The organism is Aeromonas sp. FDAARGOS 1403, assembly GCF_019047325.1.
GTDB classification, from domain to species: Bacteria; Pseudomonadota; Gammaproteobacteria; order Enterobacterales; family Aeromonadaceae; genus Aeromonas; species Aeromonas dhakensis.
Genome location: NZ_CP077249.1, coordinates 1,871,997 through 1,898,503, shown reverse-complemented (window position 1 = coordinate 1,898,503; position 26,507 = coordinate 1,871,997). Strand labels below are relative to the sequence as shown.

24 protein-coding genes are annotated in these 26,507 nt (G+C 63.2%); 15 read left to right on the top strand and 9 right to left on the bottom strand.

What is annotated here, in order from left to right; genetic code table 11:
• Nucleotides 1–136 precede the first annotated feature (136 nt).
• From I6L33_RS09075 to I6L33_RS09065, 3 genes are all read left to right on the top strand, one after another.
• Entirely contained in the window at nt 137–325 is a 189-nt protein-coding gene (locus tag I6L33_RS09075; protein ID WP_005304119.1) for a hypothetical protein, read from the top strand.
• Between the two features lie 208 nt (nt 326–533).
• On the top strand, nt 534–1,388 hold the full coding sequence (locus tag I6L33_RS09070) for a lytic transglycosylase domain-containing protein (RefSeq protein ID WP_005304122.1): 855 nt from the start codon (nt 534–536) through the stop codon (nt 1,386–1,388).
• A 108-nt stretch (nt 1,389–1,496) separates the two neighbouring features.
• Nucleotides 1,497–2,333 carry a 5'-methylthioadenosine nucleosidase gene (locus tag I6L33_RS09065; RefSeq protein ID WP_216973927.1) on the top strand — a complete coding sequence of 279 codons (837 nt, stop codon included), beginning with the start codon at nt 1,497–1,499 and terminating at the stop codon, nt 2,331–2,333.
• An 89-nt stretch (nt 2,334–2,422) separates the two neighbouring features.
• Here the strand turns inward: I6L33_RS09065 and I6L33_RS09060 are convergent, their stop codons facing one another.
• Nucleotides 2,423–2,932, bottom strand: a complete 510-nt coding sequence (locus tag I6L33_RS09060) for a YgjV family protein (RefSeq protein ID WP_065018669.1) — start codon at nt 2,930–2,932, stop codon at nt 2,423–2,425.
• 57 nt (nt 2,933–2,989) lie between these two features.
• The gene (locus I6L33_RS09055; protein ID WP_216973926.1) at nt 2,990–3,565 is read right to left on the bottom strand and encodes a Crp/Fnr family transcriptional regulator; all 576 of its coding nucleotides are present in this window, start codon (nt 3,563–3,565) and stop codon (nt 2,990–2,992) included.
• A gap of 241 nt (nt 3,566–3,806) precedes the next feature.
• On the opposite strand from I6L33_RS09055, the gene ettA reads away from it, so the two are divergent.
• The 3 genes from ettA (at nt 3,807) to I6L33_RS09040 (ending at nt 7,510) form a co-directional block, all read left to right on the top strand.
• A complete protein-coding gene (gene ettA / locus I6L33_RS09050; RefSeq protein WP_010634931.1) occupies nt 3,807–5,474 on the top strand; it encodes an energy-dependent translational throttle protein EttA in 1,668 nt (555 codons plus the stop codon).
• A 96-nt stretch (nt 5,475–5,570) separates the two neighbouring features.
• Nucleotides 5,571–5,906 carry a hypothetical protein gene (locus tag I6L33_RS09045; protein WP_005304138.1) on the top strand — a complete coding sequence of 112 codons (336 nt, stop codon included), beginning with the start codon at nt 5,571–5,573 and terminating at the stop codon, nt 5,904–5,906.
• Nucleotides 5,907–6,166: 260 nt separating this feature from the next.
• The gene (locus tag I6L33_RS09040; protein WP_216973925.1) at nt 6,167–7,510 is read left to right on the top strand and encodes an NCS2 family permease; all 1,344 of its coding nucleotides are present in this window, start codon (nt 6,167–6,169) and stop codon (nt 7,508–7,510) included.
• Nucleotides 7,511–7,586: 76 nt separating this feature from the next.
• Here I6L33_RS09040 and djlA read toward each other — a convergent pair whose 3' ends face one another.
• Genes djlA through I6L33_RS09025 form a run of 3 tightly spaced genes read right to left on the bottom strand, consistent with a single transcriptional unit; the run spans nt 7,587 to nt 10,112 of the window.
• Complete coding sequence (djlA, locus tag I6L33_RS09035) at nt 7,587–8,417, bottom strand: co-chaperone DjlA (protein ID WP_017779140.1); 831 nt, start codon at nt 8,415–8,417, stop codon at nt 7,587–7,589.
• A 19-nt stretch (nt 8,418–8,436) separates the two neighbouring features.
• On the bottom strand, nt 8,437–9,105 hold the full coding sequence (gene murU / locus I6L33_RS09030) for an N-acetylmuramate alpha-1-phosphate uridylyltransferase MurU (protein ID WP_216973924.1): 669 nt from the start codon (nt 9,103–9,105) through the stop codon (nt 8,437–8,439).
• On the bottom strand, nt 9,102–10,112 hold the full coding sequence (locus I6L33_RS09025; protein WP_216973923.1) for an aminoglycoside phosphotransferase family protein: 1,011 nt from the start codon (nt 10,110–10,112) through the stop codon (nt 9,102–9,104). The genes murU and I6L33_RS09025 overlap by 4 nt, the downstream gene beginning before the upstream one ends.
• A gap of 174 nt (nt 10,113–10,286) precedes the next feature.
• Here I6L33_RS09025 and lptD point away from each other — a divergent pair, with 174 nt between their 5' ends.
• Genes lptD through I6L33_RS08995 form a run of 6 tightly spaced genes read left to right on the top strand, consistent with a single transcriptional unit; the run spans nt 10,287 to nt 17,040 of the window.
• Nucleotides 10,287–12,719, top strand: coding sequence for an LPS assembly protein LptD (gene lptD, locus I6L33_RS09020; RefSeq protein WP_216973922.1), 2,433 nt, complete (start codon nt 10,287–10,289; stop codon nt 12,717–12,719).
• Nucleotides 12,720–12,749: 30 nt separating this feature from the next.
• Nucleotides 12,750–14,048, top strand: coding sequence for a peptidylprolyl isomerase SurA (surA, locus tag I6L33_RS09015; RefSeq protein WP_005304159.1), 1,299 nt, complete (start codon nt 12,750–12,752; stop codon nt 14,046–14,048).
• The gene (gene pdxA, locus I6L33_RS09010) at nt 14,048–15,043 is read left to right on the top strand and encodes a 4-hydroxythreonine-4-phosphate dehydrogenase PdxA (protein WP_216973921.1); all 996 of its coding nucleotides are present in this window, start codon (nt 14,048–14,050) and stop codon (nt 15,041–15,043) included. The genes surA and pdxA overlap by 1 nt, the downstream gene beginning before the upstream one ends.
• The gene (rsmA, locus tag I6L33_RS09005; protein ID WP_124250638.1) at nt 15,033–15,845 is read left to right on the top strand and encodes a 16S rRNA (adenine(1518)-N(6)/adenine(1519)-N(6))-dimethyltransferase RsmA; all 813 of its coding nucleotides are present in this window, start codon (nt 15,033–15,035) and stop codon (nt 15,843–15,845) included. The genes pdxA and rsmA overlap by 11 nt, the downstream gene beginning before the upstream one ends.
• A gap of 4 nt (nt 15,846–15,849) precedes the next feature.
• Nucleotides 15,850–16,212 (top strand): Co2+/Mg2+ efflux protein ApaG, encoded by a 363-nt coding sequence (gene apaG, locus I6L33_RS09000; protein ID WP_005304166.1) that lies wholly within the window; start codon nt 15,850–15,852, stop codon nt 16,210–16,212.
• 6 nt (nt 16,213–16,218) lie between these two features.
• The gene (locus I6L33_RS08995; protein WP_005304169.1) at nt 16,219–17,040 is read left to right on the top strand and encodes a symmetrical bis(5'-nucleosyl)-tetraphosphatase; all 822 of its coding nucleotides are present in this window, start codon (nt 16,219–16,221) and stop codon (nt 17,038–17,040) included.
• 151 nt (nt 17,041–17,191) lie between these two features.
• On the opposite strand, the gene I6L33_RS08990 is transcribed toward I6L33_RS08995, so the two are convergent.
• Both I6L33_RS08990 and I6L33_RS08985 read right to left on the bottom strand, forming a co-directional pair.
• Nucleotides 17,192–17,692: a 2TM domain-containing protein gene (locus tag I6L33_RS08990; protein ID WP_017763864.1), complete on the bottom strand. Its 501-nt coding sequence runs from the start codon at nt 17,690–17,692 to the stop codon at nt 17,192–17,194.
• Between the two features lie 234 nt (nt 17,693–17,926).
• Nucleotides 17,927–18,916 carry a luciferase-like monooxygenase gene (locus tag I6L33_RS08985; protein ID WP_005304175.1) on the bottom strand — a complete coding sequence of 330 codons (990 nt, stop codon included), beginning with the start codon at nt 18,914–18,916 and terminating at the stop codon, nt 17,927–17,929.
• A gap of 156 nt (nt 18,917–19,072) precedes the next feature.
• Between I6L33_RS08985 and I6L33_RS08980 the strand changes: the two genes are divergently transcribed.
• From I6L33_RS08980 to I6L33_RS08970, 3 genes are all read left to right on the top strand, one after another.
• On the top strand, nt 19,073–22,045 hold the full coding sequence (locus I6L33_RS08980) for an HD domain-containing phosphohydrolase (RefSeq protein WP_216973920.1): 2,973 nt from the start codon (nt 19,073–19,075) through the stop codon (nt 22,043–22,045).
• Nucleotides 22,046–22,178: 133 nt separating this feature from the next.
• The gene (locus tag I6L33_RS08975; RefSeq protein ID WP_216973919.1) at nt 22,179–22,529 is read left to right on the top strand and encodes a hypothetical protein; all 351 of its coding nucleotides are present in this window, start codon (nt 22,179–22,181) and stop codon (nt 22,527–22,529) included.
• A gap of 85 nt (nt 22,530–22,614) precedes the next feature.
• On the top strand, nt 22,615–22,968 hold the full coding sequence (locus I6L33_RS08970) for a hypothetical protein (RefSeq protein WP_123245600.1): 354 nt from the start codon (nt 22,615–22,617) through the stop codon (nt 22,966–22,968).
• Between the two features lie 42 nt (nt 22,969–23,010).
• On the opposite strand, the gene I6L33_RS08965 is transcribed toward I6L33_RS08970, so the two are convergent.
• Complete coding sequence (locus I6L33_RS08965) at nt 23,011–24,705, bottom strand: AMP-binding protein (RefSeq protein ID WP_216973918.1); 1,695 nt, start codon at nt 24,703–24,705, stop codon at nt 23,011–23,013.
• Between the two features lie 169 nt (nt 24,706–24,874).
• Entirely contained in the window at nt 24,875–26,245 is a 1,371-nt protein-coding gene (locus I6L33_RS08960) for a YjiH family protein (RefSeq protein WP_005304191.1), read from the bottom strand.
• Nucleotides 26,246–26,507: the final 262 nt, after the last annotated feature.

Here is a 26,507-nt window from a genome sequence, read left to right as displayed (position 1 = left end):
CGCACCACCTCCCCCCTTAGGATGGGGATGTGAGGCGGATGGCGGTTTGCCGGGCACCGGCTGGGGTATACTGGCCGCACTTGGTGCCACACGGGCACGCATCCGCCCCCTCACCATGATGAGAAGGAGTCACCTCATGATCCGTATTCTGCTGTTGCTGGGCGCCGCCCTGTCTGCCTACGGACTGCAACAGAGCCATACCCTGATGCCGCTGCTGAGCCTGCTCGGCCTGCTCTCGCTCTGGGTGGCGAGCGAAATTCGCCTGATGTATCGCCAGCTGCCCGCCGCCGAGCCGGACGAGCAGCCCTATCATCTCGACGTCTGAGGGGGCCAGGGGCAACTGATTTAGCCACCTCTTTATCGCCACCGACCACCTGGATGCACGGCCAGCCCCTGATAGGACTGCATCGGTCATTGGTTCCATATCGTTTTGATCTCTGGATACCCGGATCAATAACAACAGGATCCACTGGATTAATGGCAGAACGGGCCATGTTCCCCTATATCTTCTGTACCCCAACAGGAGAGAATCCATGTCGAGCCTCAGCGAAAACAGGCTGTTTTTGCTGCTTTTTTTATCGCTGTTGCTGGCCGGTAACGTGCAGGCAGCGGCGCAAAGCAGGGATTTCAGACAGGCCCCCAAGGCGCTCAGCGCACTGAAGCAAGGGCAACAGGCACAGAGTCAGGGCAACCTGACCCAGGCCATCCACTTCTACTGCGCCGCCGCCACCACGGGTAACCCGGAAGGTTATTTTCGCATCGGCCGCCTGCTCGCCACCGGCCCGGGCTCGGTTCGCAACCCCCGCATGGCCAACGCCTACCTGGCCATGGCGATCCGTCTTGGCAACCAGCAGGCCATCCGTTACTACAACAGCCGGGTCGGCAATGCCGTGATGGGGGATCAGTGCGGCAGCGGCGTCGGCGGATCCGGCGGTTACTTCGCCGCCATCCCCACCACCCCTTTCAATCTGGAGGCCTATCTGGCCCGCCAGTCGCCCGCCAAACAGAAGCTGGCCAACATGCTGCGCCACGCCGCCAAGCGCCACCGCATCGACGAGCGGCTGGTACTGGCCATCGCCATCGCCGAATCCAACCTCGACAGCCGCGCCGTCTCCCCCAAGAATGCCCAGGGGCTGATGCAGCTCATTCCCGAGACCCAGCAGCGCTTCGGGGTGACCCGCCCCTTCGATCCGGAGCAGAACATCAAGGGAGGCGTGGCCTACCTCAAGTGGCTGCACACCCATTTCGATGGCAACTGGACCCTGATGTCGGCGGCCTACAACGCCGGCGAAAAATCGGTGGAGCAGTATGGCGGCATCCCCCCCTATCAGGAGACCCAGCAATATGTGCGGCGGGTGCTCTACTTCGCCGGCCACAAGCAGCCCTGAACCCGACTCCCTGCCGGCCTGCTATTGACAAAAGCCACCGCCTCATTTGCGCAATCGTTTGCCTTCCGATAGGATCCGGCGCTTTCTCGCACGTATTACAGGTAATCCATGAATTTCATCAAACGCTGCTCGCGCCTGCTCACCCTGTTTGCCCTCTTCTCCTCCGCCGTCGTGGCGGCCAATCCGGCCCCCGCCCCCATCCTGATCCAGGGGGCAATGGACGTCGAAGTCGAAACCCTGGTGGCCGCCCTCAAGGAGAAGCAGGAGCTGACCGTGGGTGCCTGGACCTACTGGCAGGGCACCCTCTCGGGTTACCCGGTGGTCATCTCCCGCACCGAGGTGGGACTGGCCAATGCCGCCGCGGCCACCACCCTCGCCATGGAACACTTCCGGCCACGTCTCGTCATCAACCAGGGCACGGCGGGCGGCCACGATCCGGCGCTGCACCGGGGCGACATCGTCATCGGCACCAAGAGCTTCAACATGGGGGCCTACCGCAGTGACCTGGCGCCCGCCGAGCAGGGCGTCGATCCGAGCAAATGGCACAACTTCGAGGTCACCATGCGCCTGCGCGACAACGGCAAGCTGGTAGAACACACCGCCTTTGCCGGCGATCCCGAGCTGGTCGGCCGCGCCCTCGGCATGGCCGACGGTTATCGACACGGCCGGGTGGTCCCCGGCATCATAGGCACCGCCGACGAGTGGAACCGCCAGGTTGCCCGCATCAACTGGCTGCACCAGACCTACCAGACCGCCGCGGAAGAGATGGAAACCTCCTCCGCCGCCCTGGTGGCGGAGGCCTACAAGGTGCCCTTCGTGGGTATCCGGGTGCTCTCCAACAGCGATCTGCACGGCGAGGAGTTCGATCCGCAAACCGCCATCCACTGCCAGCAGTTCGTCATCGATTACGCAAAGGCGCTCATCAACGGCTTCAACAAAGCCTGACATGCCAGAGAGGCCGCCACTGTGGCGGCCTCTTTGCCCTACAACACCCATTCTGCAGCATTACCCGCTTTTTTCTCGGCAGACTGACCTCAGCCGGCAGGTAACACCTTGCGCCCATAGTGGCGGTAGTAGCCCACCAGATTGCTGACCAGAAACAACCCCTCCATCAGCGCCGCCACGGGCGACCCCACTAGCAGGTTGTTGACCAGCCAGCAGAGGGTGCCCAGCAGCATCCAGCGCCGCAGCAGGCGATCATCCGGGCAAAACGCAGCCCGGGTCTGCAGCAGACTGGCCAGCAACCCCAGCAGGGCGAGCGGCCCCTGATAGGTGGCGAGCACCGCGAGGCAGGACAACCCCATAAAGAGCCACATCAAGAGGCGGCGCGTGGCCAGCATGCTGACCACGAAGCGCAGACTCGCCAGCCAGAGCAGCAGGGCGGCAGACCACTGTCCCAGCAGCGCGAAATGGGCGCCATTGAGGGCGCAGGAGAGCGCCAGGCAGGCCAGAATGGCCCGGCGCGCCCGCAGCTGAAACGACAGCAGATCCAGCAGCAGCGCCAGGCTCACCACCAGTTGTGACCACAAAAACAGCGACATCATCCCCACTCCAGGCTTGTTCGAGGGGCCCAGCATGGCGGGGATGGGCGAGGCGCGGCATTAACCCGTGTTAATGCGCCGGCGGATCCGCGACAGGGTGACCGGGCTGATGCCGATATAGTTGGCGAGCTGCACCTGGGTGAGCCGCGCCGACCAGTGGGGGAAGGTGCGGCAGAGCTCCTGGTAGCGCTCTTCGGGGGAGTGGAGCAGCAAGAAGGCCTCCTTGCACTCCTTGTAGCACAGCTGTTGGCGCAGCAGGGCCATGCAGACCGGCTGCCAGGCGGGTTCGTCCAGCAGGGCGAGCGGCACCCGCACCAGTTGCAGCGCCGTGACGGCCTCCAGCTGGTAGCGGGCAGGCGACCCGCTGAGCCAGCTGTCGTAAAGCAGGCAGAGCTCCCCTTCGAAGTAGAACTCCTTGCAGCGCTCCTGCCCGTCCCGGGCGTAGTGGCAGGCGCGGGCGATGCCCCGCTCGATATAGAAAGCCGACTCCTGCATTGCCCCCTGAGCCAGCAGCGGCTGACCCGGCTGCAAGGTCAAACGAGGCAGGCGGGCGGCAAGCGGCTCACCGATGGCGGGCGCCAACCCCATGGCGACGAGGGTGGCCGCCAGAGACGGGGCTGAAGGCAGGCTGGTCATGCAAACTCCGGGGCAAACTGGGCCTTCATCATGCCAAGTTTGGCAGCCCGTTGCAGCAGGCTGTGATGGCCCCGGCAAAGGGGATGGCCGGCCGGGTGCCACCTTTGCCCCCCCTCGCCCATTGGTTTACAATCGACGGGTTTTTTGGAACCCGGTTGGCGACCCGCCGACCTGGCCCCACCACGACATCAGTCTGTTAGTGCCAAGACATTAACCTGCTGAAAAGGAAGAGAATTAGCCAATGGCTCAATTTATTTACACCATGAACAGGGTCGGCAAGGTAGTGCCGCCCAAGCGTCATATTCTCAAGAACATCTCCCTCTCCTTCTTCCCGGGCGCCAAGATCGGCGTGCTGGGTCTGAACGGCGCCGGTAAATCGACCCTGCTGCGCATCATGGCAGGCATCGACACCGAGATCGAAGGGGAAGCCCGTCCGCAGCCCGGCATCAAGATTGGCTACCTGCCACAGGAGCCCAAGCTGGATCCGGAGCAGACCGTGCGTGAAGCGGTCGAAGAGGCGGTCGGCGAGGTAAAACGCGCCATGGCCCGGCTGGACGAGGTCTATGCGGCCTACGCCGACCCGGATGCGGATTTCGACAAGCTGGCCCGCGAACAGGGCGAGCTGGAAGCCATCATCCAGGCCCAGGGCGGCCACAACATGGAAAACCAGCTGGAGCGCGCGGCCGACGCCCTGCGCCTGCCGGCCTGGGATGCCAAGATCAAGCACCTCTCCGGTGGTGAGCGCCGCCGTGTGGCCCTGTGCCGCCTGCTGCTGGAAAAGCCGGACATGCTGCTGCTGGACGAACCGACCAACCACCTGGACGCCGAGTCCGTGGCCTGGCTGGAGCGCTTCCTGCACGACTACGAGGGCACCGTCGTTGCCATCACTCACGACCGTTACTTCCTCGACAACGTGGCCGGCTGGATCCTGGAGCTGGACCGCGGCGAAGGTATCCCGTGGGAAGGCAACTACTCCTCCTGGCTGGAGCAAAAAGATGCCCGTCTGGCGCAGGAAGCCAGCACGGAAGCGGCTCGTCGCAAGTCCATCGAGAAGGAGCTGGAGTGGGTTCGCCAGAACCCGAAAGGCCGTCAGGCCAAATCCAAAGCCCGTATGGCCCGCTTCGAAGAGCTCAACACCAACGACTACCAGAAGCGCAACGAGACCAACGAGCTGTTCATTCCGCCCGGACCGCGCCTCGGCGACAAGGTGGTGGAAGTGGCCAACCTGCGCAAATCCTATGGTGACCGGGTGCTGATCGACGATCTGTCGTTTGCCATTCCGAAGGGGGCCATCGTCGGCATCATCGGTCCAAACGGGGCCGGCAAGTCGACCCTGTTCCGCATGATGTCGGGTCAGGAGCAGCCGGATTCCGGCGCCATCACCCTGGGTGAGACCGTGGTGCTGGCCTCTGTCGATCAGTTCCGCGACAGCATGGACGACAAGAAGACGGTGTTCGAGGAAGTCGCCGACGGCCAGGACATCCTGCGCATCGGCAACTACGAGTTCCCGAGCCGGGCCTACATCGGCCGCTTCAACTTCAAGGGCGCCGATCAGCAGAAGCGGGTCGGCGAGCTCTCCGGTGGTGAACGCGGCCGTCTGCACCTGGCCAAGCTGCTGCAAACTGGCGGCAACGTGTTGCTGCTGGATGAACCGACCAACGATCTGGACATCGAAACCCTGCGCGCCCTCGAGAACGCCCTGCTGGAGTTCCCGGGTTGCGCCATGGTCATCTCCCACGACCGCTGGTTCCTCGACCGCATCGCCACCCACATCCTGGACTATCAGGACGAGGGCAAGATCGAATTCTTCGAAGGCAACTTCACCGAATACGAAGAGTGGAAGAAGAAGACCTACGGCGCCGAGGCGGTCCAGCCACACCGCGCGAAATACAAGCGCATCGCCAAGTAAACCGGCAAATGCGACAAGGGGAGCCCAGGCTCCCCTTTCTTGTGCCCGATGGCTTACAATCCAAGACGGATACCTTTTATGCATGGATGTAGCAAGATGACGACCCAGCCCACCACAGAGAAGAAACTGACCATCCAGATCCGGGTTGAACCGGGCTGCCTCGGGCCGGACGGCAAGGCGCACATCGAGACCTTCTGTGCCGCCGCCGCCAGGATCTTCGCCGCCGTGGAGCCAGAGCTGGTGAACTGGACCCTGCTGCCCCGCTATGACAAGCAGCTGCCGGAACAGGAGTTCTTCATCGACGGCCGCAAGCTGAGCGAGGAGCAGGCCAGCCTCTTCCTGCGCCGCCTGGGGCGGGAACTGGGAGAGGTGCAGGACAAGCTCGACTCCGTGCTGGCCCAGCTGGTGGAGCGTTACTTCAAGACCCTCTGACCCGACCCCTGCCCCTCAAAAGGTTCTCCAGCGAGAACCTTTTTTATTTTCGGCGGGGAAAACGTTTGAATTTTTGCTCTATTCATTGATCCGCCTCGCAGATCCGGGGTTTGTAAACGGCGCCGCCTGTGTAAAAATGTGCGCGCTGTCACGGTATCAGGACGAGTCTGGTTGTTTAACCACCAGAAAGCGGGCGTCACTCCCCCATGGAGGATGCCCCTCCCCTGCTGCTTATTTCACGTCACCTATTGGAATCCAACATGAATCAACCACACCAGGCCCCCGCACAGGCCGCCGGGCAAGGATTGCTTGAGCGTCTGTTTGCCCTGAAGGGCCATGGCACCAACGCCCGCACCGAAGTGATCGCCGGCATCACCACCTTCCTGACCATGGTCTACATCGTCTTCGTCAACCCGCAGATCCTCTCTGCGGCGGGCATGGACACCCAGGCCGTGTTCGTCACCACCTGCCTCATCGCCGGCATCGGCAGCATCCTGATGGGCCTGCTCGCCAACCTGCCCATCGCGCTGGCTCCCGCCATGGGCCTCAACGCCTTCTTCGCCTTCGTGGTGGTGGCCGGCATGGGTTACTCCTGGCAAGTGGGCATGGGCACCATCTTCTGGGGCGCCATGGGCCTGCTGATCCTCACCCTGCTGCGGGTGCGCTACTGGCTCATCGCCAACATTCCGCTCACCCTGCGGGTCGGCATCACCGCCGGCATCGGCCTCTTGATCGCCCTGCTCGGCCTGCACAACGCCGGCATAGTGGTGGCCAGCCCCGCGACCATGGTGACGGTGGGCAACCTCACCTCCCTGCCCTGCCTGCTGGGGCTGCTCGGCTTCTTCCTGATCTGCATCTTCTCCGCCCGCGGCGTCCACTCCGCCGTGCTGATCGCCATCGTGGTGACCACCACCCTGGGCTGGCTGTTTGGCGACGTCACCTTCAAGGGCTTCGTCTCCATGCCTCCCAGCATAGAGCCGGTGTTCGGCCAGCTGGATCTGATGGGGTCGCTCGACATCAGCCTGGCCGGGATCATCTTCTCCTTTATGCTGGTCAACCTGTTCGACTCCTCCGGCACCCTGATCGGCGTCACCAACCGCGCCAAGCTGGCCGATGACAAGGGGCACTTCCCGCGCATGAAGCAGGCCCTGCTGGTGGATAGCGCCAGCTCCGTCGGCGGCGCCTTCATGGGCACCTCCTCGGTCACCGCCTTCATCGAGAGCAGCTCAGGCGTCGCCGTCGGCGGCCGTACCGGTCTGACCGCCATCGTGGTCGGCCTGCTGTTCCTGCTGGCCATCTTCTTCTCTCCGGTGGCCGCCATGGTGCCGGCGTATGCCGCCGCCGGCGCCCTCATCTACGTGGGCGTGCTGATGTGCTCCGAGCTGACCCGGGTGAAGTGGGAAGACCTGACCGAAGCGGTGCCGGCCTTCATGACCGCCGTCATGATGCCGTTCAGCTTCTCCATCACCGAGGGGATCGCCGTGGGCTTCATCTCCTACTGCGTGATGAAAGCGGGCACCGGCCGCTGGCGCGAGATCAACCCTTGCGTGCTGGTGGTGGCCCTGCTGTTCGTGCTCAAGTTTGTCTGGGTCGACAACCACTAAGCCGCGACGCACAAATACTGCGCAAACAAAAATGCCCGTCAGCGACGGGCATTTTTTATGGCTGATGAAGGGGCGCTCAGCGAATGCCGCGCGCCTCGCGGATCCACTCCCAGGCCTGCTGGATCTCCTGGGTCTTCTCCTTGGCCATCTCCATCATCTCCGGCGGCAGTCCCTTGGCGGCCAGCTTGTCCGGGTGATGCTTGCTCATCTCCTTACGGTAGGCGCGCTTGATCTCCTGATCGCTGTCGCTCTCACTCACCCCCAGCAGTTGGTAGGCATCCTTGAGCCTGTCACGGGAGGGCGCCTCCTGCCGATACTGCTGACCACCCTGCCCGCCATTCTGATACTGACCGCCGTGGGCCCGATTGAAGAAGTTCATCTGCGCCTCGGCCATCGCCAGGATGCGGGCCAGCTCGATGCGGCTGAAGCCCAGCTCGTCGGCGATGGTGTGCAGGATGGCGCGCTCGCTGGCCTCGACCTTGCCATCGGCGAAGGCGGCCTGCAGCTGTACCTCGAGGAAGAAGCGCAGGATATCGCGCTGGCCCTGGCTGGCCTGGCGAAACTCGGCCAGGGTCTCCCGCAGCGGGAAGTCCGCCTCCTTGCCCTGGCGAAACGACTCCTGAGCCCGAGCCCGCTGCTCCCCTGCCAGCCGCATCCGGTCCATCAGGTTGGAGGCGACCCGGATCTCCTGCTCGGTCACCTGGCCGCTCGCCTTGGCGATGTGGCCCATGACGGCGAAGGTGGCGTGGAAGAAGACCGCCTGTTGCTGCTGGGTGGGGGCGCGGCGAAAATTCAAGCCCATGCCCCGATCGAAGCGATGGCCGATCCAGAGGCCAAGCAGGGCACCAAAGATGTTGCCGAGCAGAAAACCGAAGAAGGCGCCAAGCACCTTACCCCAAATACGCATGGTTCAAGACCTCGTGAAATTAATGAGTGCGTCCTTGCAACTGATCGTCCAGCTCGTGCAGCCGCTGGGCCGTCCCTATGTCGCGCCACTCGCCGGCCAGCAGGCTGCCGCCCACCCGACCTTTCGTCATCCACTCCCGCAGCAGGGGCGCCAGCTTGCGTGCCCCCGCCGCCAATCCGGCAAAGGCGGCGGGATCATAGAGCCCGACGCCGCTGAAAGTCAGCGCCGGGATATCAACCACCTTGCCCGCCTGCAGCGCAAAATCCCCCGCCGGATGCTGCGGCGGGTTGGGCACCAGCCAGAGGTGGGCCAGCTGGTCGCCAAGGGGCTGGCTCACCAGGGTGCGATAGTCCAGGTCGAGCCAGGTATCACCGTTGATCACCAGAAAAGGATCGCAGCCCAGCAGCGGCAGCGCCTGTACGATGCCGCCGGCGGTCTCCAGCGCGCTCTCCTCGGCCGACCAGTGGATGGAGACCCCGAGCGCACTGCCATCGCCGAGCGCCTCTACCAGCTTGTGACCGAGCCAGGCGTGATTGATGACCAGGTCGGTCACACCGGCCGCCTTGAGTTTTTCGATATGGTGCACGATGAGCGGCTTGCCCCCCACCGCCAGCAGTGGCTTGGGCAGGCTGTCGGTGAGCGGGCGCATCCGCTCGCCGCGCCCGGCGGCCAGGATCATCGCCTTCATGACGCCACTCCGCTGCGGGCCAGCCCGGGCAGCACCACCTGCTCCAGCCACTGGCCGAAGCGGGCCAGCACCGGATAGGCGGCGCCATGGCTGCGGCAGACATCCACCACGTAGCCCAAGGTGCGGGGAATATCCTTGAGGTAGCCGGACTTGCCGTCGCGGTGGTAGAGCCGGGTGAAGATGCCCGCCGCCTTGAGGTGGCGCTGCATGCCGGTGAGGTCAGCGGCGCGACGAAACGCGGCGTAATCGAGCCCGCCCAGCAGATTGGCCTGCTGCAAAGTGTCGAAGCCGAGTCGCATGCCCTGCTCGATCACCGCATCCGGCCAGCGCACGTAGCAGTCTTTCAACAGCGAGACCAGGTCATAGCTGAGCGGCCCGATGACCATGTCCTGAAAGTCGATCACCGCCAGCTCGCTGTCGGCCGGCGTCTCGCCGCCGCACACCATCAGGTTGCGGCTGTGAAAATCACGGTGCATCACCCCCTGGGGCTGGGCCAGGTTGTTCTCGGTAAGGCAGGCGAAGGTCTCATCGAGCAACTGCTGCTCTTCATCGCTCAGGGTCAGTTGCAGATGGTGACCCAGCAGCCACTCGGGGAAAATGCTGTTCTCCCGCGCCATAAAGGCGGAATCAAAAGGCTCAAGGTCCAGCTCAACCGCACCGAGACGGGGCAGCAGCGCGATGGCCTTGCCGTACCAGGCCTGCACATTGTCTGCGTTCAGGCAGCTAATAAGTTGGATATCCCCCAGATCCGTCACCGCCAGCAACCCCTGCTCGTAGTCCACCGCCCGCACCTCGGGGGCCAGCAGGCCGCCTGCATGCAGGGCCGAGGCATTGCGGACAAACTCATGATTCTTTTCGGTTTTAGGGTTGGCATCCACCCAGATCAGGCCACCGCCACGGTGGTAGCGGCGAAAACTGGCGTCACCGGAAATGAGAGTCAACTGAAGGCTGGCATCACCGGAAATCCGGCGCGCCCAGTGCAGCAAGAGGGAATCGCGATCGTGCATAAGTCGGGGACCAAATTGGAAAGCAGCACTTGGCTGTTAGCCCTAGCCGCAATAATGCTTTATCATTGCCGGCTAACATAAAGCAATGACATGCAATGTCAACTCGATGAATCCTGTCGTAAAATGCATGTCTTGAATCAGCCGTAGCTACCACGGATTGCGCGAGTCTTTCACATGACAAAACGGACACTGGGATACTCCTATCCCATCGCCCTGACCATCAGCCTTGTTCCTGCCCTGACCCCTGCCATCGTGCAGGCAGCGCCGCTGACGCCGCCTCCCGCCACCGGGATCCTGGACGGGCTCTGCTATGACTATGTCCCCAAGATTGAAAAACTGGCGCCCGGCACCGACGCCAATGCCCAGCCCGTGGAGGTGGATGCCGATCGCCTCGAAGCCAAGCAGGGCGGCACCGCCGTCTATCAGGGCGACGTCAAGGTGCGCCAGGGCGTGCGCAAGTTCGATTCCGACTACGCCGAGCTCGATCAGAAGAGCCGGGACGTCATCGCCATCGGCAACATCTATTACAACGACGGCCAGATCACGGTCACCAGCGACAAGACCCTGAAATCCAACCTGGATACCAAGAATTCCGAGCTGGAAGAGGGCAAGTATCAGGTGCATGGCTCGCCGGTGCGCGGCTCTGCCGACCGGGTCACCATGACCAACAACAACCAGAACATCACCCTGGAAGGGGCCCAGTACACCACCTGCCCACCGGGCCAGGAAGTGTGGACCCTGAAGGCCGGCAGCATCGACATCGATCAGACCGAGGTGTTCGGGGAGGCCTGGAACGCCAGCCTCTGGCTCTACGACTACCCGGTGTTCTACTTCCCGTACATCAACTTCCCCATCAAGGATGAGCGCAAGACGGGTCTGCTCTACCCGGGTTACACCCAGAGCTCCAAGAACGGCATGGACATCACCCAGCCGTTCTACTGGAACATAGCCCCCAACTACGATGCCACCATCACCTCCCGTTTCATGGACAGACGGGGCCTGATGGAGCAGGTGCAGTTCCGCTACATGCCGGATCCGGCCCACGTGGGCAGCCTCTACTTCGAGAACCTGGCCAACGACAAGCAGTACGACGAGACCCCGAGCCTCAACCAGGCCATGTCCGACGGTCACCGCTACCTGCTCAACGCCAACCACACCTCGCTGTTTGCCGACAACGCCATGAGGGTGTCGCTCGACTACACCAAGGTGCGGGATCGGGATTACAACTACTTCAACGACTTCTCTCCCAAGGTGGGTACCCAGGTCGAGAACCAGTTGCAGCAATCCCTGATGGCCGGTTACTTCCAGCCCAACTGGAACATCAACACCGAGGTGCGCACCTACCAGATCCTGCTGGCCAGCGCGCAGCAGCCCCACGAGCTGATGCCGCGCATCGACCACAACTACTACCAGCAGGGCAGCTGGTACGATCTGGCCTGGAACACCGAGATCACCAAGTTCGGCTACAACAATGCCCAGGCCATCGCCCAGAACCAGGGCGGCGCCTACACCGGCACCCGGGTCTACACGGCCCCGACCCTGACCATGCCGCTGATCAACGAGGCTGGCTACTACCTCGACAGCCAGTACAAGCTGATGTACACCCGTTACGATCAGGAAGTGCCGGACAACATGAGCCAGACCTTCGTCAGCCGCTTCACCCCTGCAGGGGCCAACGGGACCACGCTGGATGAAGGGATCATCACCCGCACCCTGCCGTCGTTCCGCCTCAAGGGCGGCATGACCTTCGAGCGCAACCAGAACTGGTTCGGCGGCGATGCCAACCAGACCCTGGAGCCGGAGTTCCAGTACCTCTATGTGCCCTACAAGGATCAGGACAACATAGGGGTCTATGACTCCACCACCATGCGCCAGGACTACTACAGCCTGTTCAGCGACCGCCGCTACGCCGGCCTGGATCGCATCAGCGACTCCAACAGGATCTCCATCGGCCTCACCAGCCGGGTATATGATGAGGTCGGCGATGAACGAATTCGGCTGGCCGTTGCCCAAGCTTTCGATTTCGTTGCGCCCAGGGTCAAGCTCTATCCCAGCGAAACCCTGACCACCAACACCCGCTCCCCGCTCTCCTTCGAGGGGGATGCCAAGATCAACGAGCAGTGGTTTGCCCATGCCGGCGCGCAATATGATATGGACCAGAGCCGGCTCAGCTCAGCCAACAGCGCCCTCGAATATCGCCACGAGAAGCTGATCAGCCAGCTGAACCACCGTTTCGTGCGCGACGCCAACTACGATCTCGAAAACCGGGGACAGGTCACCGACCTCAACCAGATCGGCCTGCTGTTGACCACGCCGCTCAACGATCAGTGGCACCTGTACGGGGGCTACTACCAGGAGCTCAACCAGAGCGTGAAGTCTGATCGCAAGGTGGGCCTGAAGTACGACTCCTGCTGCTGGAGCATCAACTTCAACCTGGAGTGGGTCAACACTCCGGACAACGTGACCCTGCGTCCGACTTCGGAGCGCAGCCTGGGCATTCAGTTTGAAATGAAAGGATTGGGTAGCGTGGGTACCGGCACCAAGGGCACCTCCCTTGACACCGAAGCACTGCCTTACATTCGTCCGTTTAACCTGCGAGACCAATAAGCGGTCTGGCAAACGCCTTGAGAGATGGATATGAAGAAGACGTTGATTTCCCTGCTGACTGCAGGCCTGTTCGGAGCCATGAGCCAGGGTGCCTTCGCCGCCCCCGAGCTGATGGACAAGGTGCTTGCCGTGGTCAACAAGGACGTGGTGCTGGCCAGCCAGCAGGAGGCCCTGGTCCAGAAGGTCAAGATCTCCGCCCAGGAGAACGGCCAGTCTCTGCCCGATGACGCTACCCTGCGCAAACAGGCGCTGGACCGCCTGATCCAGGAGAGCCTGCAGTTGCAGCTGGCCGAGCGCCAGGGCCTCAAGATCAGCGATACCCAGCTGGAGCAAGCGATCCAGAGCATCGCCGCCGACAACAAGATGACCCTGGATCAGCTGCGTGCCCAGCTGGATCGCGAGGGGCTGACCTATGCCCAGTATCGGGAAGAGGTGCGCCGCGAGATCCTGATGAACGAGGTGCGCCGCAACCAGGTGCGCCGCCGCATCAACATCTCCGAGCAGGAGGTGAAGCAGGTAGTGGATATCCTAGCCAAGCAGGGTCAGCAGCAACAGCAGTACCATGTCGGCCACATCCAGGTTGCCCTGCCGGACAACCCGAGCGCCGAGCAGCTCAACGCCGCCAAGAGCAAGATTGAGCGCATCCTGGCCGCCCTCAAGCAGGGCGCCGACTTCCGCAAGATGGCCATTGCCGAGAGCAGCGGACCCAAGGCGCTGGAAGGGGGTGACTGGGGCTGGATGAGCCCGCAAGAGATGCCGACCCTGATGGCCGAGGCCGTGCAAGGTGCCAAGAAGGGCGACATCGTCGGCCCGCTGCGCTCCGGTGCCGGTCTGCACATCATCAAGGTGTTCGACAGCAAGGGCCAGCAGCAGGTGGTGCAGACCGAAGTGCGCGCCCGCCACATCCTGATCAAGCCCTCCATCATCCTGAGCGAAGAGAAAGCCAAGGGGATGCTGGACGGCATCCTGCACGACATCAAGAGCGGCAAGGCGAGCTTCGCCAGCTTGGCAGAGAAGTACTCCGAGGATCCGGGCTCCGCGGTGCAGGGTGGCGAACTGGGCTGGTCTGATCCCAACGTCTACGTGCCCGAGTTCCGCGACATGGTCAACCGCCTGCAACCGGGCCAGATCAGCGAACCCTTCCGCACGACCCACGGCTGGCACATCGTCCAGCTGGAAGAGCGCCGCAGCCAGGATGCCACCACCAAGGCCCAGGAGCAGCGCGCCTATCAGCTGATCTACAACCGCCGCTTCACCGAAGAGTCCCAGGCCTGGCTGGACGAGCTGCGTGACGAGGCCTACATCCAGATCGAAGGCGCCGGCAGCTGATGACCTGTCGTCGCCTCGCCATTACCCCGGGTGAACCGGCCGGGATCGGCCCGGATCTGGTGCTGCAGATTGCCCAGCAGGATTGGCCGCACCAGCTGGTGGTGATCGCCGATCCGGCGCTGCTGCACGAACGGGCCGCCCTGCTGGGGCTGCCCGTCGAGCTGCTGCCCTATGATGCCGGTCAGCCGGCACAACCGCAGCGGGCGGGCACACTCACCGTCTGCCCGGTTCCCCTCGGCGCCGCCGTGATACCGGGCAAGCTGGACGAGGGCAATGGCGCCTACGTGCTGACCACCCTGCAGCGCGCCTGCGACGGCAACATGAGCGGCGAATTTGCCGCCGTGGTGACCGGGCCGGTGCACAAGGGGATCATCAACCAGGCTGGCGTGTCGTTCAGCGGTCACACCGAGTTCTTCGCCCAGCAATCCAACACCGCCGACGTGGTGATGCTGCTGGCGACCGAAGGGCTGCGGGTCGCGCTGGCGACCACCCACATTCCGCTGGCCTATGTGGCGATGGCCATCACCGAGGATCGCCTCGGCAAGGTGATCCGCATCCTGGATGCGGATCTCAAAGCCAAGTTTGGCATCGCCAAGCCCCGCATTTACGTCTGCGGCCTCAACCCCCACGCCGGGGAAGGCGGCCACCTCGGCCGTGAAGAGATTGACGTGATCGAACCCGCCCTGGCCGGCCTGCGCCAGGAGGGGATCGATCTGGTCGGCCCGCTGCCGGCCGATACCCTGTTCCAGGAGAAATACCTCAAGGATGCGGATGCGGTACTCGCCATGTACCACGACCAGGGGCTGCCCGTGCTCAAATACAAGGGCTTCGGCAGTTCGGTCAATATCACCCTTGGACTCCCTTTCATCCGCACTTCGGTGGATCACGGCACCGCACTGGATCTGGCAGGCAAGGGCCTGGCCGACTCCGGCAGCCTGATCACCGCGATCAACCACGCCATCAAGATGGTAGAGAAAAAAAGATATGAGCAGTAAGGTGCACATGGGCCACACGGCCCGTAAGCGTTTCGGTCAGAACTTCTTGCACGATCGCTACGTGATCGACCAGATCGTGGCCGCCATCAATCCGCAGCCGGGTCAGAACCTGGTGGAGATAGGCCCGGGTCTGGCTGCGCTGACCGAGCCGGTCGCCGCCCAGATGGACAAGATGACCGTGGTCGAGCTGGACCGGGATCTGGCGGCGCGCCTGCGCGAGCACCCGACCCTGAAGGATAAACTCACCGTCATCGAAGCCGATGCCATGCGTTTTGACTTCAGCACCCTGATGGGGAAAGGCAAGGGGCCGCTGCGCATCTTCGGCAACCTGCCCTACAACATCTCCACCCCGCTCATCTTCCACCTGTGCGAGTTCGCCGATCGGGTAGAAGACATGCACTTCATGCTGCAAAAGGAAGTGGTGCTGCGTCTGGCCGCCGGCCCGGGCAGCAAGGCCTATGGCCGGCTGAGCGTGATGACCCAGTACTACTGCCAGGTAGTGCCTGTGCTGGAAGTGGGCCCTGGTGCCTTCAAGCCGGCGCCCAAGGTGGATTCTGCCGTGGTCCGACTGATCCCGCACAAGAACCCGACCATAGTCGCGAAAGACATTCGTTGCCTGAACCGGGTCTGCACCGAGGGCTTCGGCCAGCGTCGCAAGACCATTCGCAACAGCTTCTCCAACTTCATCACGGACGCCCAGCTGACCGAACTTGGCATCGATGGCAACCTGCGCCCGGAGAACCTCTCCCTCGAGCAGTTCGTCATGATCGCCAACTGGCTGGCGGATCAGCCAAAGGCCTGATCCCGTGGCAACCCCGCACATCCTAGTCCGCCCATACCCCTCGTATGTGGCGGATAGCAAAGACCCTTACCAGTTCCACTATCTCATCGAGATCGAGAACCTGGGGCCCGGCCCGGCGCAACTGCTGCGCCGGCGCTGGCTCATCACAGATGCCAATGGCAAGATGCTGGAAGTTGAAGGCCCCGGCGTGGTCGGCGAGCAGCCGGTCATCGCCCCCGGCGAAACCTTCCGCTATCAGAGCGGCGTGCCGCTGGCCACCCCGCTCGGCGTGATGGAAGGGAGTTATACCCTGCAAGACGAGTCGGGGCAGCAATTCGAGGTGCCCATCGCACCCTTTACGCTGGCCGTCCCCCACATTATCAACTGAGGTTTCATGGCGAACTGTTTTGTTGGCGATATCCAGGGCTGTTACGACGACTTGCGCCGTCTGCTGGATCTGGCCGAGTTCGATCCCGCTAACGACGTACTCTGGCTGTGCGGCGATCTGGTCGCCCGCGGCCCGGACTCCCTCAACACCCTGCGCTTCGTCAAAGGGCTGGGCAACCGTGCCGTCACCGTGCTCGGCAACCACGACCTGCACCTGCTGGCAGTCGCCGATGGGGTCGCCCCGCTCAAGAAGAAAGACAGACTGCAGGAGCTGATGGACGCCCCGGATCGGGACGAGCTGCTGGAGTGGCTGCGCCACCGCCCGCTGCTGGCGGAGCACCCCGACCTGCCCATCATGATGGTGCATGCCGGCATCTCCCCGGCGTGGGACGCCCGCACCGCCCGCAACTGTGCCCGCGAGGTGGAGAGCCTGCTGCGCGGTGATCAGTACCAGTGGCTGTTGCACAACATGTATGGCGATCAGCCCGATGGCTGGCAGGACGATCTGGTCGGGATCGAGCGCTACCGCTACATCATCAACACCTTCACCCGGATGCGCTTCTGCTATTTCGACGGCCGGCTCGACTTCAAATGCAAGAAGGGCCCCACCGAGTCGACACCGGGCCTGCGCCCCTGGTTCGAGCAGCGCGAGCACCATGTGGATGACCCCATCCTGGTGTTTGGCCACTGGGCGGCCCTGATGGGCAACACCGGCAAGCAGGATATCAAGGCGCTCGACACCGGCTGCGTCTGGGGCAACAGCCTCACCCTCTGGCGCTATGAAGATGATGCCCTGATCGCCACCCCCTGTCCCACTTACGCCAAGTGACGATAAGAGGCTGGGTCTGAGTGATCAGGACCTCACTATAAAGATGGTGCCCTGATCACTCCCCTCTCCCACCACACCAAGCAGGTGGCAGGCAATAAAACAAAACGGGCCCGGTATTGCCGGGCCCGTTTTTTATGGTGCACAGCTCACCCTAGAGCTTGCGTCCCAGTCGTTTCTCGATCTGCTGTCGTTCCCACTCGGGGCCGAACAGCTTGAAGGGCTGGAACAGGTTGATGGCATGGGAGATCAATCCCAGCCCCCAGCCCAGTGCCGGCCACCAGGCCCAGATATAGCCCGGGTTGCTCAGATAGTTGATGACAAACAGCCCGCATATTACCAGCAGGTAGCTGGCGATGTGGTAATAGAAGCCCTTGAGCCCCTCCACATAACGCATGGCGGCCCGCTCCTCTACCGATACCCGGATCTGATCCCGTTCCATCGTGTCACTCCCTCTCATCTCATGCTCCTGTTGGCTTGTACCGTCAAGTTGCGCCACCTCGAGCTCAAAGACGGCGGCCAGGGCCTTGAGGGATTCCAGTCCGGGCTGCTGACCCTGCTCGATCCGCTGAATGGTGCGAACGCTCAGGCCGGTAAAGGCGGCCAACTGCTCCTGTGACCAGCCCCGCTGCAATCTCAACTTCCTGACGATCATCTCGAACTCCTTGTGGTTGATTGACGGGGCCAGCATAGGGGCCAGAGGGTGGCATGGGCCACGACAGCAGCCTGACACCAACCTGACTTTCCTTTTAATTCAGTGCATTGGATAAAATAGAGAGGGCAGAAACCCCATCTGTCCTCCCCATAACGCCCCCCTCTCGATGACCTGACAGCAGGGCGACAGAGGCGCTTCTAGCAAGATAGCGCCCTGCTCTTCGGGGAGTCGAGCTTATAGCGCCTGCATCAGCTCGGCGGCAATTTCAAAGGAGCGCAGCCGCGCCTGATGATCGACGATGGGACCGTTGAACATCAGCTCGTCGGCCCGGGTTTCCGCCAGCAGCGCCTTGAGGCCGTGGCGTACCTGATCCGGGTTGCCCACCAGCGAGCGGGCCAGGGTCTGCTCCATCGCCACCAGCTCGCGCTCGGACCACTCCTCGCTCAGTTCGACGACGGGCGCCGGCAACTTGCCCGCGTTGCCGCGATGCAGGCGCAGGAACTGCTGTTGCAGGGTAGTGAACTGGAAGCGCGCCTCCCGCTCGCTGTCGGCGGCGATCATGTTGATGCAGACCACCGCATGGGGCTTGGGCCAGCGGGCGGAGGGGCGATACTGGGCGCGGTAAATTTCCAGCGCCTGCAGCAACATGGCGGGGGCGAAGTGGGAGGCAAAGCCGAACGGCAGCCCCATGGCCGCCGCCAGCTGGGCGCTGTAGAGACTGGAGCCCAGCAGCCAGATGGGCAGATGCAGCCCCTGGCCCGGCACCGCCTGCACCGCGCCCACCTCGTCGCCAAAGTAGTCCATCAGTTCGCGCACATCCGCCGGGAAGTCATCCACCTCGCCGCTGCGCTGGCGTCTGAGCGCCCGCATGGTGCGCTGATCGGTGCCCGGTGCGCGGCCAAGGCCGAGATCGATGCGATCCGGATAGAGTGACGCCAGGGTGCCGAACTGCTCGGCAATGACCAGCGGCGAGTGGTTCGGCAGCATGATGCCGCCGGCGCCGATGCGCAGGGTATTGGTGCCGCCGGCCAGGTGGCCGATCAGCACAGAGGTGGCGGCACTGGCGATGCCCGGCATGTTGTGGTGCTCGGCCAGCCAGTAGCGGTTGTAACCCCAGCGCTCAGCATGGCGAGCCAGATCCAGCGAGCGGCGAAACGACTCGGCCGGCTGGGAGCCTTCGGCCACGGGCACCAGATCGAGCACGGAATAGGGGATGGCAGACATGGGTCACTCCATTGATTCACAGACCAGTAACAAGGGGGGCAATGTAGCACGGGATACCTGAATGAATCACCTGATCGGCCGGCAAAATTGACGGACACGGGTTCCGGGAGCACCAGCAGGGGGGAGTTTCTCTCTGTCACATCCCGATCTCTCTGAATGGGTTATTGTGTTTATTGTCATCCTGCAGGCACACTGCAGGTTGATCGTCTCTGCAATCGCCCGTGTGACAAGGATGTGTCCATGACAACTGCCAGGCCAGGTCGTAAACCCTTCTATGTGCATATCGCCACCCTCTTCATCCTGCTGTTCACCCTGCTCGGCAGCGCCCTCATCGCCTTGCAGTTCCAGCAAGGGGCCCGCCAGGGGTTGGAGCACGAGCGACAGAACTTTCTGCAGTATCGCCAGCAGCTGGCCCTCGCCCTGCAACTGAACGAGCGGCCGGCCCGCATGTCGCTCAGCCTGCTGCGCAGCGGCCAGCTGGCCGCCATGACAACGTTGACCGACCGTCTGGCCTACCTGCCGCAACTGGCGGAGGTGCTGGCCAACAGCCCCAGCTATGGGGCCGTCTATGCCGGCTACGAGGATGGCGACTTCTTTCTGGTGCGCAAACTGACCGAGCGGGCCAAGACCCAGCTGGGGGGCGTGCCGGCCACCAGCAGCCTGCTGGTGCAGAGCCTCAGCCAGGGCAAGGGGGAGTTTCTCTATTTCGATCAGCGGCTGAGCCTGCTCGAGCGGCGCCCCATGCCGAACTACCGCTACGATCCCCGCAGCCGCGACTGGTACAAGCAGGCCCGCTGGCGCGCGGGGATCGCCACCACCAACCCCTACCTCTTCTTCACCACCAAGGAGCCTGGCATGACCCTGGCGGTGGAGAGCGACGACAGACGCGCCGTGATCGGGCTCGACACCAGCGTCGAGGGACTGTCGGCCCTGATCGGCAAGCTGCAGCTGCCCGCCCAGAGCCAGGTGATCCTGTTCGATGAGTACGCCACCCTGCTGGCCGCCGATCCCAGACACCTGCCCAGCTTCGAGCAGCTGAGCCAGCTGCCCATGCTGGCCAGCCTGCCCCATCCGGCCCTGGCGGACCTGCAGCAACGGATCATCAGCCAGCCTACCCTGCTGAGCGACCCGGCCGAGCTCAACCTGACTGCCGCCGATGGCAGCGACTGGCTGGTCAACCTCTCCCCCCTCGGGAGCGACTCCCCCTTCCATATCGCCCTGCTGGTGTCGGCTGACCTGCTCTATCAGCAGGCCAGAGACGAGGCCCTGGTCAATCTGGGCTGGGCGCTGGCGGGCCTGCTGCTGCTGCTCCCGGTGATCTGGCTGGTCTCGCGGCGTACCGCCACCCCGCTGCTGGCGCTTACCAAGGAGGCGGAGCGGATCCAGCACTTCGATTTTGGCGAGAGTCGGGTCCCCGAGTCTTCCATCCGCGAGATCGACGATCTGGCACATACCATGTCCGGCATGCGGCTGACTCTCGGCAACTTCATGAACATGGGACGGGCGCTGGCGGCCGAACACCGCTTCGACTCCCTGCTCAGCCGCATCCTGCACGAAACCATCGCCGCGGTGCAGGCCGAAGGGGGTTGTCTCTACCTGGCTCAGGAGCAGGGGATGGTGGCGGTGCAGGCGCTGTGGCGCAAAGCGCCGCTGCCGGCCGGGCAGATCCGCTGGCAGCAGGCCCTGTTTGGCGAGCTGGCCCGGGGCGATCGGCTCAGCCTCGCCATCGACCAGCAGGGCTGGCAGCAGCATCTGGCCGACTGGGGCCCCTTCCCCGGCCCCTGCCAGCTGGTGGCCGAGCCCCTGCGCAACCATCGCCAGGAGCTGATCGGCTGCCTGCTGCTGATCCTGCCTGACTGCTCGGCCCGTGAACTGGCCTCGCGCATCAGTCTGATCGAGGCGCTGGCGGGCACCTCGGCCTCTGCCATCGAGAATCAGCGCCTGCTGGAGGAGCAGAAACAGTTGCTGGAGTCCTTCATCGAGCTGATGGCCGGCGCGATCGACGCCAAGAGCCCCTACACCGGCGGCCACTGCCAGCGGGTGCCGGAGCTGACCCGGATGCTGACCGAAGCTGCCTGTGCCCAGCAGCAGGGGCCGTTCGCCGAGTTCCGGCTCAACGAGGAGGAGTGGGAGGCCATCCATATCGCCAGCTGGCTGCACGACTGCGGCAAGGTGACCACCCCCGAGTTCGTGGTGGACAAGGCCACCAAGCTGGAGACCCTTTACGATCGGATCCACGAGATCCGTACCCGCTTCGAGGTGCTCAAGCGCGACGGCTACATCGAGGCGCTGGCGGCCCGCCTGCCGGCGTCGGAGCGGGAAGCGGCCAGGGCGACGGTGGCGCCGCTCTGGAGCACCCTGGACGAGGAGTTCGCCTTCGTCGCCGAGTGCAACCTGGGCGGCGAATGGATGGCACCGGAGAAGCTGACCAGGCTGGATGCCATCGCCAGCCGCACCTGGCTGCGCACCCTGGACGATCGGCTCGGCATCAGCCGGGAGGAGCTCAAGCTGCGCCAGGGGGAGCCGGCTGCACCGCTGCCCTGCGTCGAGCCCCTGCTGGCGGACAAGACCGCCCACCTCATCCCCCGCCCCGTCCACGATCAGCTGGACGAACGCAATCCCTGGGGCTTCAAGGTGCGGGTGCCGACCCATCTCTACAACCGCGGCGAGCGCTACAACCTCGCCATCGGGCGCGGCACCCTCACCGAGGAGGAGCGCTACAAGATCAACGAGCACATCATCCAGACCATTCGCATGCTCGAACGTCTCCCCTTCCCCCGCCATCTGCGCAGCGTGCCAGAGATTGCCGGCGGCCATCACGAGCGGATGGACGGCAAGGGCTACCCGCGCCAGCTGCTGGGCAGCCAGATGAGCATCCCCGCCCGCATCATGGCCATCGCCGACATCTTCGAGGCGCTGACCGCCAGCGATCGCCCCTACAAATCGGGCAAGACGGTCTCCCAGTCGCTGGCCATCATGCAGAGCATGGTGCGCGAGCAGCACATCGATCCCGCCCTGTTTGCCCTGTTCGTCAGCAGCGGCATCTGGCGCGATTACGCCGGGAGATTCCTCGCCCCCGAGCAGCTAGATCAGGTGGATGAAAGCGCCCTGCTGGCCGGGCTGGCCTAGGGCCGGGTCATATTTTCTTACATTTGCGGACTGGCCTGAACGCCCCCGGCTGGTTATAACGGTGCCCCTATAGCGAAGGGGGAGCAATAGACTCCCCCTCACTCTTTGTCACACCACACTGTTCAGGTTATCTATGTCAAAACATCTCATCATGCTGGGCGCGCTGACGCTCTCCGGCTGCTCCCTGTTGTCTCTCCCCGCCCCCACCGTCACCCCGGTGCACCTAGCCGATGCCAGCCAGCGCGGCTTCTACATCGAGTGCAGCAGCATGACGGCCTGCTTCCAGCAGGCCAACCAGACCTGCCCGCAGGGCTACCAGGAGACGGATCGCCGTCAGCAGACGCTCTACAGCACCCAGTACACGGCGGGCAGCTATGACGACGAGAAGAAGGTCTACAAGGCTGGCAAACCCTATCGCATGGCCAACACGGTGCACTCTCTGACCATCCAGTGTCCGGTCGATATGGGCATCACGCCGCGCTGATCCGCGCTTTGCGGCCGGCACGAGGCTGATGGCCCCGGCCGGCCGCTACCCACCCTTTTCTTGTTTCATCGAGCACAACTCTCTTATGTCACCCCGAATTTTCCTGCTGGGCAGCCTCTTGCTGTCCGGCTGCGCCCTGCTGCCGGCGCCCGCCACCGTCACCGAACTCGCTTCAGCTAATCCCGCACTGCAACGCTTCCAGATCGAGTGCGCCGCACTGGAGGAGTGCCAGCAGCAGGCGACGCTGAGCTGCCCGCTCGGCTATCAGGAGACCGATCGCCGCCAGCGCATCTTCACTTCCCATCAGATGAGCATGGGGGCCGCCGATCCGATGACGGGGTTTCGCCCAAGCTTCCCCCAGAGCAGCACCTTCACCACCCATACCCTGCTGGTGCAGTGCCCCCGCAAGCCGGCACAGCCCCACCCGCTGGGACGCTGACAAAAAAGGGCCCGCAGGCCCTTTTTTCCGATGTCGCCACGCTCAGCGCATCCCCTCGGCGTGCTGGCGGGCCAGCTCGTCGCTCATCAGTTCCCGCATCCTGAATTTTTGCAGCTTGCCGGTTACCGTCATGGGGTACTCCTCCACGAAACGGATGTATCTTGGAACCTTGAAATAGGCGATGCGGGCCGACAGGAACTGCTTCAGCTCCTCCTCGCTGGCCTCCTGGCGGGGCCTGAGCTTGACCCAGGCACACACCTCCTCGCCATAGCGCTCGCTGTCGACCCCGAACACGGCTGCATCCTGCACCGCCGGATGATCATAGAGCCGCTCCTCGATCTCGCGCGGGTAGATGTTCTCGCCACCGCGAATGATCAGCTCCTTGCTGCGTCCGACGATCCGCACATAGCCCTCTTCATCCATGATGCCGATGTCCCCCGAGTGCAGCCACCCTTCCTCATCTATGGTATCCGCCGTCTTGACCGGATCCTGCCAGTACCCCTGCATCACCCCGTTGCTGCGACAGCAGATCTCGCCCCGCTCGCCGATGGCCACTATCTCTCCGCTGGGGTCGACCAGCTTGATCTCGGTGTGACCGATGGCGCGGCCGACCGTGGTGACCCGCTTGTCCAGCGGCGCATCGATGGCGGTCATGTGATTGATGGGACTGCACTCGGTCTGGCCGTAGGCGATGGTCACCTCGGTCATGTGCATCAGGGTCTGCACCTTGCGCATCAAGGGCTCGGGGCAGATGGCACCGGCCATGATGCCGGTGCGCAGGGAGGAGAGATCGAACTGGTCAAACTCCGCCAGCTCCAGCTCGGCGATGAACATGGTCGGCACCCCGTGCAGGGCGGTGCAGCGCTCCTCGCTCACCATCCGCAGGGTGGCCGCCGGATCGAAGGCTTCGGCCGGAAACAGGGCGCAGGCCCCCACACTGATGCAGACCAGATTGCCGAGCACCATGCCGAAACAGTGGTAGAGCGGCACCGGGATGCAGAGCCGATCCTGCTCGCTGAACGCCATGCCTTGCGCCACCTGGCGGCCGTTGTTGAGGATGTTGCTGTGACTGAGGGTAGCCCCCTTGGGGTTGCCCGTGGTGCCCGAGGTGAACTGGATGTTGATGGCGTCATCGGGTTTGAGGGTGGCGGCCACTCGGGCCAGCCAGGCCGGATCCTGCCGGTCGCCCAGTACCAGCACCTCGGGGAAGTTGAGCATGCCGGCGCTTTGCTGCTCCCCGAGCCGGATCACCATCTCCAGGCTTGGCAGCCGGGATGATGTCAGGCGGCCTGGCGGACAGCTAGCCAGCTCGGGGGCCAACTCGCCCAGCATGGCGAGGTAGTCGCAGCCCTTGAACGCGCTGGCGCAGATGAGGGCCCGACAGCCCACGTTGTTGATGGCAAAGGCGAGCTCGTAGCTGCGGTAGGCGGGGTTGATGCAGACCATGATGGCCCCTATGCGGGCCGTTGCGAATTGCACCAGGCACCACTCGATGTTGTTGGGCGACCAGATGCCGACCCGATCCCCTGGCCGGATCCCAAGCGCCAGCAGGCCCAGCGCCAGCCGGTCTATCTGGGTCAGGTATTCCCGGTAGTTCCAGCGGATCTGCTGGTGGCGCACCACCACGGCGGGCCGCTCGGGGAAACGTTCCGCCACCTCTTGCAGGTAGGCGCCTATGGTCTGGTGAAGCAGCGGCTGATCGCAAGGACCGGCCCGGTAGCTGAGCAGTGAGGTCATGGGGTGACTCCTGGCCACATAGGTTGGTATTGCCTACTGCTCGGCTGGCGTGTTTTTTCAGCTTGTTACATTAATGTAAATTCAGGCCTCATAAAAGACTCACTTTGGTCTAATAGCGGCCATAAAAAAACGGCCAACCGAAGTTGACCGTTTACAGACGCGGGGCAGATCAGAACAGCAGGTGCGCCACCCCGGCGATGACCGGCAGGGTGATCAGGGTGCGCAGCAGGAAGATCACGAACAGCTCCCACAGCTTGACCGGGATCTTGCTGCCCAGCAACAGGGCACCCACTTCCGACATGTAGATGAGCTGGGTGACCGACATGGCGGCGATCACGAAGCGGGTCATCTCGCTCTCGATGGTGGAGGCCAGCACCGCCGGAATGAACATGTCGGCGAAGCCCACCATGATGGTCTTGGAAGCGGCTTCCGCCTCCGGCAGTTGCAGCAGTTCCAGCAAGGGAACGAAGGGGGCCCCCAGCCAGTTGAAGATGGGGGTGTGCTCGGCCAGCATCAGGGCACAGGTACCCACCGCCATCACCACCGGCAGCACGCCAAACACCATGTCCAGGGCATTCTTCACCCCTTCCCGCGCCACGGCGCCGAGATCCGTCATGCTGTCGGCCTTGGTCAGGGCCCGCTCATAGCCATAGCTCAGCACGCTGTGCTGATGGGGAATCGCCTCCTGCTTGCGGCACAGAGGAGTACCGTCGCTGTAGACATCCTTCTTCCAGGAGAGCGGCGGCAGGCGCGGCACCACGATGGCGGCCACCACCCCGGCCAGGCAGACGGTCAGGTAGAAGGGCACGAACATGTGCTCCAGCTTCACCTGGGAGATCACCACCAGGCAGAAGGTGATGGAAACGGCAGAGAAGGTGGTGCCGATGACGGCGGCTTCCCGCTGGGTGTAGAACTTGCCTTCGTACTGTTTGCTGGTCAGCAGGATGCCGACGCTGCCATCCCCGAGCCAGGAGGCGAAGCAGTCCACCGCGGAGCGGCCCGGCAGGCGGAACACGGGGCGCATGATGCGGGTCATCATGGTGCCGACAAACTCCAGCAGACCGAAATCGAGCAGCAGCGGCAGCAACAGGCCGGCGAAGATGAAGACGGAGAACAGCACCGGCAGCAGATCGTGCAGCACCAGGCCACCGGTCGCACCGGAACGCAGCACCTCGGGACCGGCCTCGAAGAAGGTCAGCAGCACGAAGATACCGCCAAGCACCCGCACGCAGGCCCAGAAGGGAGAGACGTTGAACAGGCTGTTGAGGAAGGGGCGCTTCACCAGGATCGCCGGCTTGAACAACCAGGCGATCAGGGTCATCAGCATGGTGGTGGTGATGATGGCGCTGACCATGGCCACCAGATAGTCGGCAAACACCCTCTGTACCAGCTTCGCCAGTACGGCTACCGGGATGGTGACGTTGCCGTCATAGAGAACGGGGGTCATGAACAGCAGGATCCCGATCAGTGACGGGACCAGGAACATCAGCACGTTGCGACGGGTATTGAGCGCAGGTGCTTGCAGAGTCTTTTCCAGCATGGTTTACAGCCTTAATGTTACTTTTCCTTAGCCAGGCGAACCTGCATACCCATGCTCTCACCCGACAAAACGGGCGCAAGAATACTCCAAAAAAATGCACAAACAAGCTTTTAATGGATCATTTCAAGCATAAATATTTTTACAGGCAAACCTTCCATAAGAATGTACCCAAACAGATGCGCATATCAATTCATTACAAATGGTTAGCACATTGTTTCGTTAAGGTTACATTCAGGAGCGCAGTATAATCAGTTGCGGTTGG

Bases quoted from the DNA above. Each gene is read 5' to 3' on its own strand.
- I6L33_RS09075 (WP_005304119.1), top strand. From the start codon at position 137: ATGATCCGTATTCTGCTGTTGCTGGGCGCCGCCCTGTCTGCCTACGGA.
- I6L33_RS09070 (WP_005304122.1), top strand. From the start codon at position 534: ATGTCGAGCCTCAGCGAAAACAGGCTGTTTTTGCTGCTTTTTTTATCG.
- I6L33_RS09065 (WP_216973927.1), top strand. From the start codon at position 1,497: ATGAATTTCATCAAACGCTGCTCGCGCCTGCTCACCCTGTTTGCCCTC.
- I6L33_RS09060 (WP_065018669.1), bottom strand. From the start codon at position 2,932: ATGATGTCGCTGTTTTTGTGGTCACAACTGGTGGTGAGCCTGGCGCTG.
- I6L33_RS09055 (WP_216973926.1), bottom strand. From the start codon at position 3,565: ATGACCAGCCTGCCTTCAGCCCCGTCTCTGGCGGCCACCCTCGTCGCC.
- ettA (WP_010634931.1), top strand. From the start codon at position 3,807: ATGGCTCAATTTATTTACACCATGAACAGGGTCGGCAAGGTAGTGCCG.
- I6L33_RS09045 (WP_005304138.1), top strand. From the start codon at position 5,571: ATGACGACCCAGCCCACCACAGAGAAGAAACTGACCATCCAGATCCGG.
- I6L33_RS09040 (WP_216973925.1), top strand. From the start codon at position 6,167: ATGAATCAACCACACCAGGCCCCCGCACAGGCCGCCGGGCAAGGATTG.
- djlA (WP_017779140.1), bottom strand. From the start codon at position 8,417: ATGCGTATTTGGGGTAAGGTGCTTGGCGCCTTCTTCGGTTTTCTGCTC.
- murU (WP_216973924.1), bottom strand. From the start codon at position 9,105: ATGAAGGCGATGATCCTGGCCGCCGGGCGCGGCGAGCGGATGCGCCCG.
- I6L33_RS09025 (WP_216973923.1), bottom strand. From the start codon at position 10,112: ATGCACGATCGCGATTCCCTCTTGCTGCACTGGGCGCGCCGGATTTCC.
- lptD (WP_216973922.1), top strand. From the start codon at position 10,287: ATGACAAAACGGACACTGGGATACTCCTATCCCATCGCCCTGACCATC.
- surA (WP_005304159.1), top strand. From the start codon at position 12,750: ATGAAGAAGACGTTGATTTCCCTGCTGACTGCAGGCCTGTTCGGAGCC.
- pdxA (WP_216973921.1), top strand. From the start codon at position 14,048: ATGACCTGTCGTCGCCTCGCCATTACCCCGGGTGAACCGGCCGGGATC.
- rsmA (WP_124250638.1), top strand. From the start codon at position 15,033: ATGAGCAGTAAGGTGCACATGGGCCACACGGCCCGTAAGCGTTTCGGT.
- I6L33_RS08995 (WP_005304169.1), top strand. From the start codon at position 16,219: ATGGCGAACTGTTTTGTTGGCGATATCCAGGGCTGTTACGACGACTTG.
- I6L33_RS08990 (WP_017763864.1), bottom strand. From the start codon at position 17,692: ATGATCGTCAGGAAGTTGAGATTGCAGCGGGGCTGGTCACAGGAGCAG.
- I6L33_RS08985 (WP_005304175.1), bottom strand. From the start codon at position 18,916: ATGTCTGCCATCCCCTATTCCGTGCTCGATCTGGTGCCCGTGGCCGAA.
- I6L33_RS08980 (WP_216973920.1), top strand. From the start codon at position 19,073: ATGGGTTATTGTGTTTATTGTCATCCTGCAGGCACACTGCAGGTTGAT.
- I6L33_RS08975 (WP_216973919.1), top strand. From the start codon at position 22,179: ATGTCAAAACATCTCATCATGCTGGGCGCGCTGACGCTCTCCGGCTGC.
- I6L33_RS08970 (WP_123245600.1), top strand. From the start codon at position 22,615: ATGTCACCCCGAATTTTCCTGCTGGGCAGCCTCTTGCTGTCCGGCTGC.
- I6L33_RS08965 (WP_216973918.1), bottom strand. From the start codon at position 24,705: ATGACCTCACTGCTCAGCTACCGGGCCGGTCCTTGCGATCAGCCGCTG.
- I6L33_RS08960 (WP_005304191.1), bottom strand. From the start codon at position 26,245: ATGCTGGAAAAGACTCTGCAAGCACCTGCGCTCAATACCCGTCGCAAC.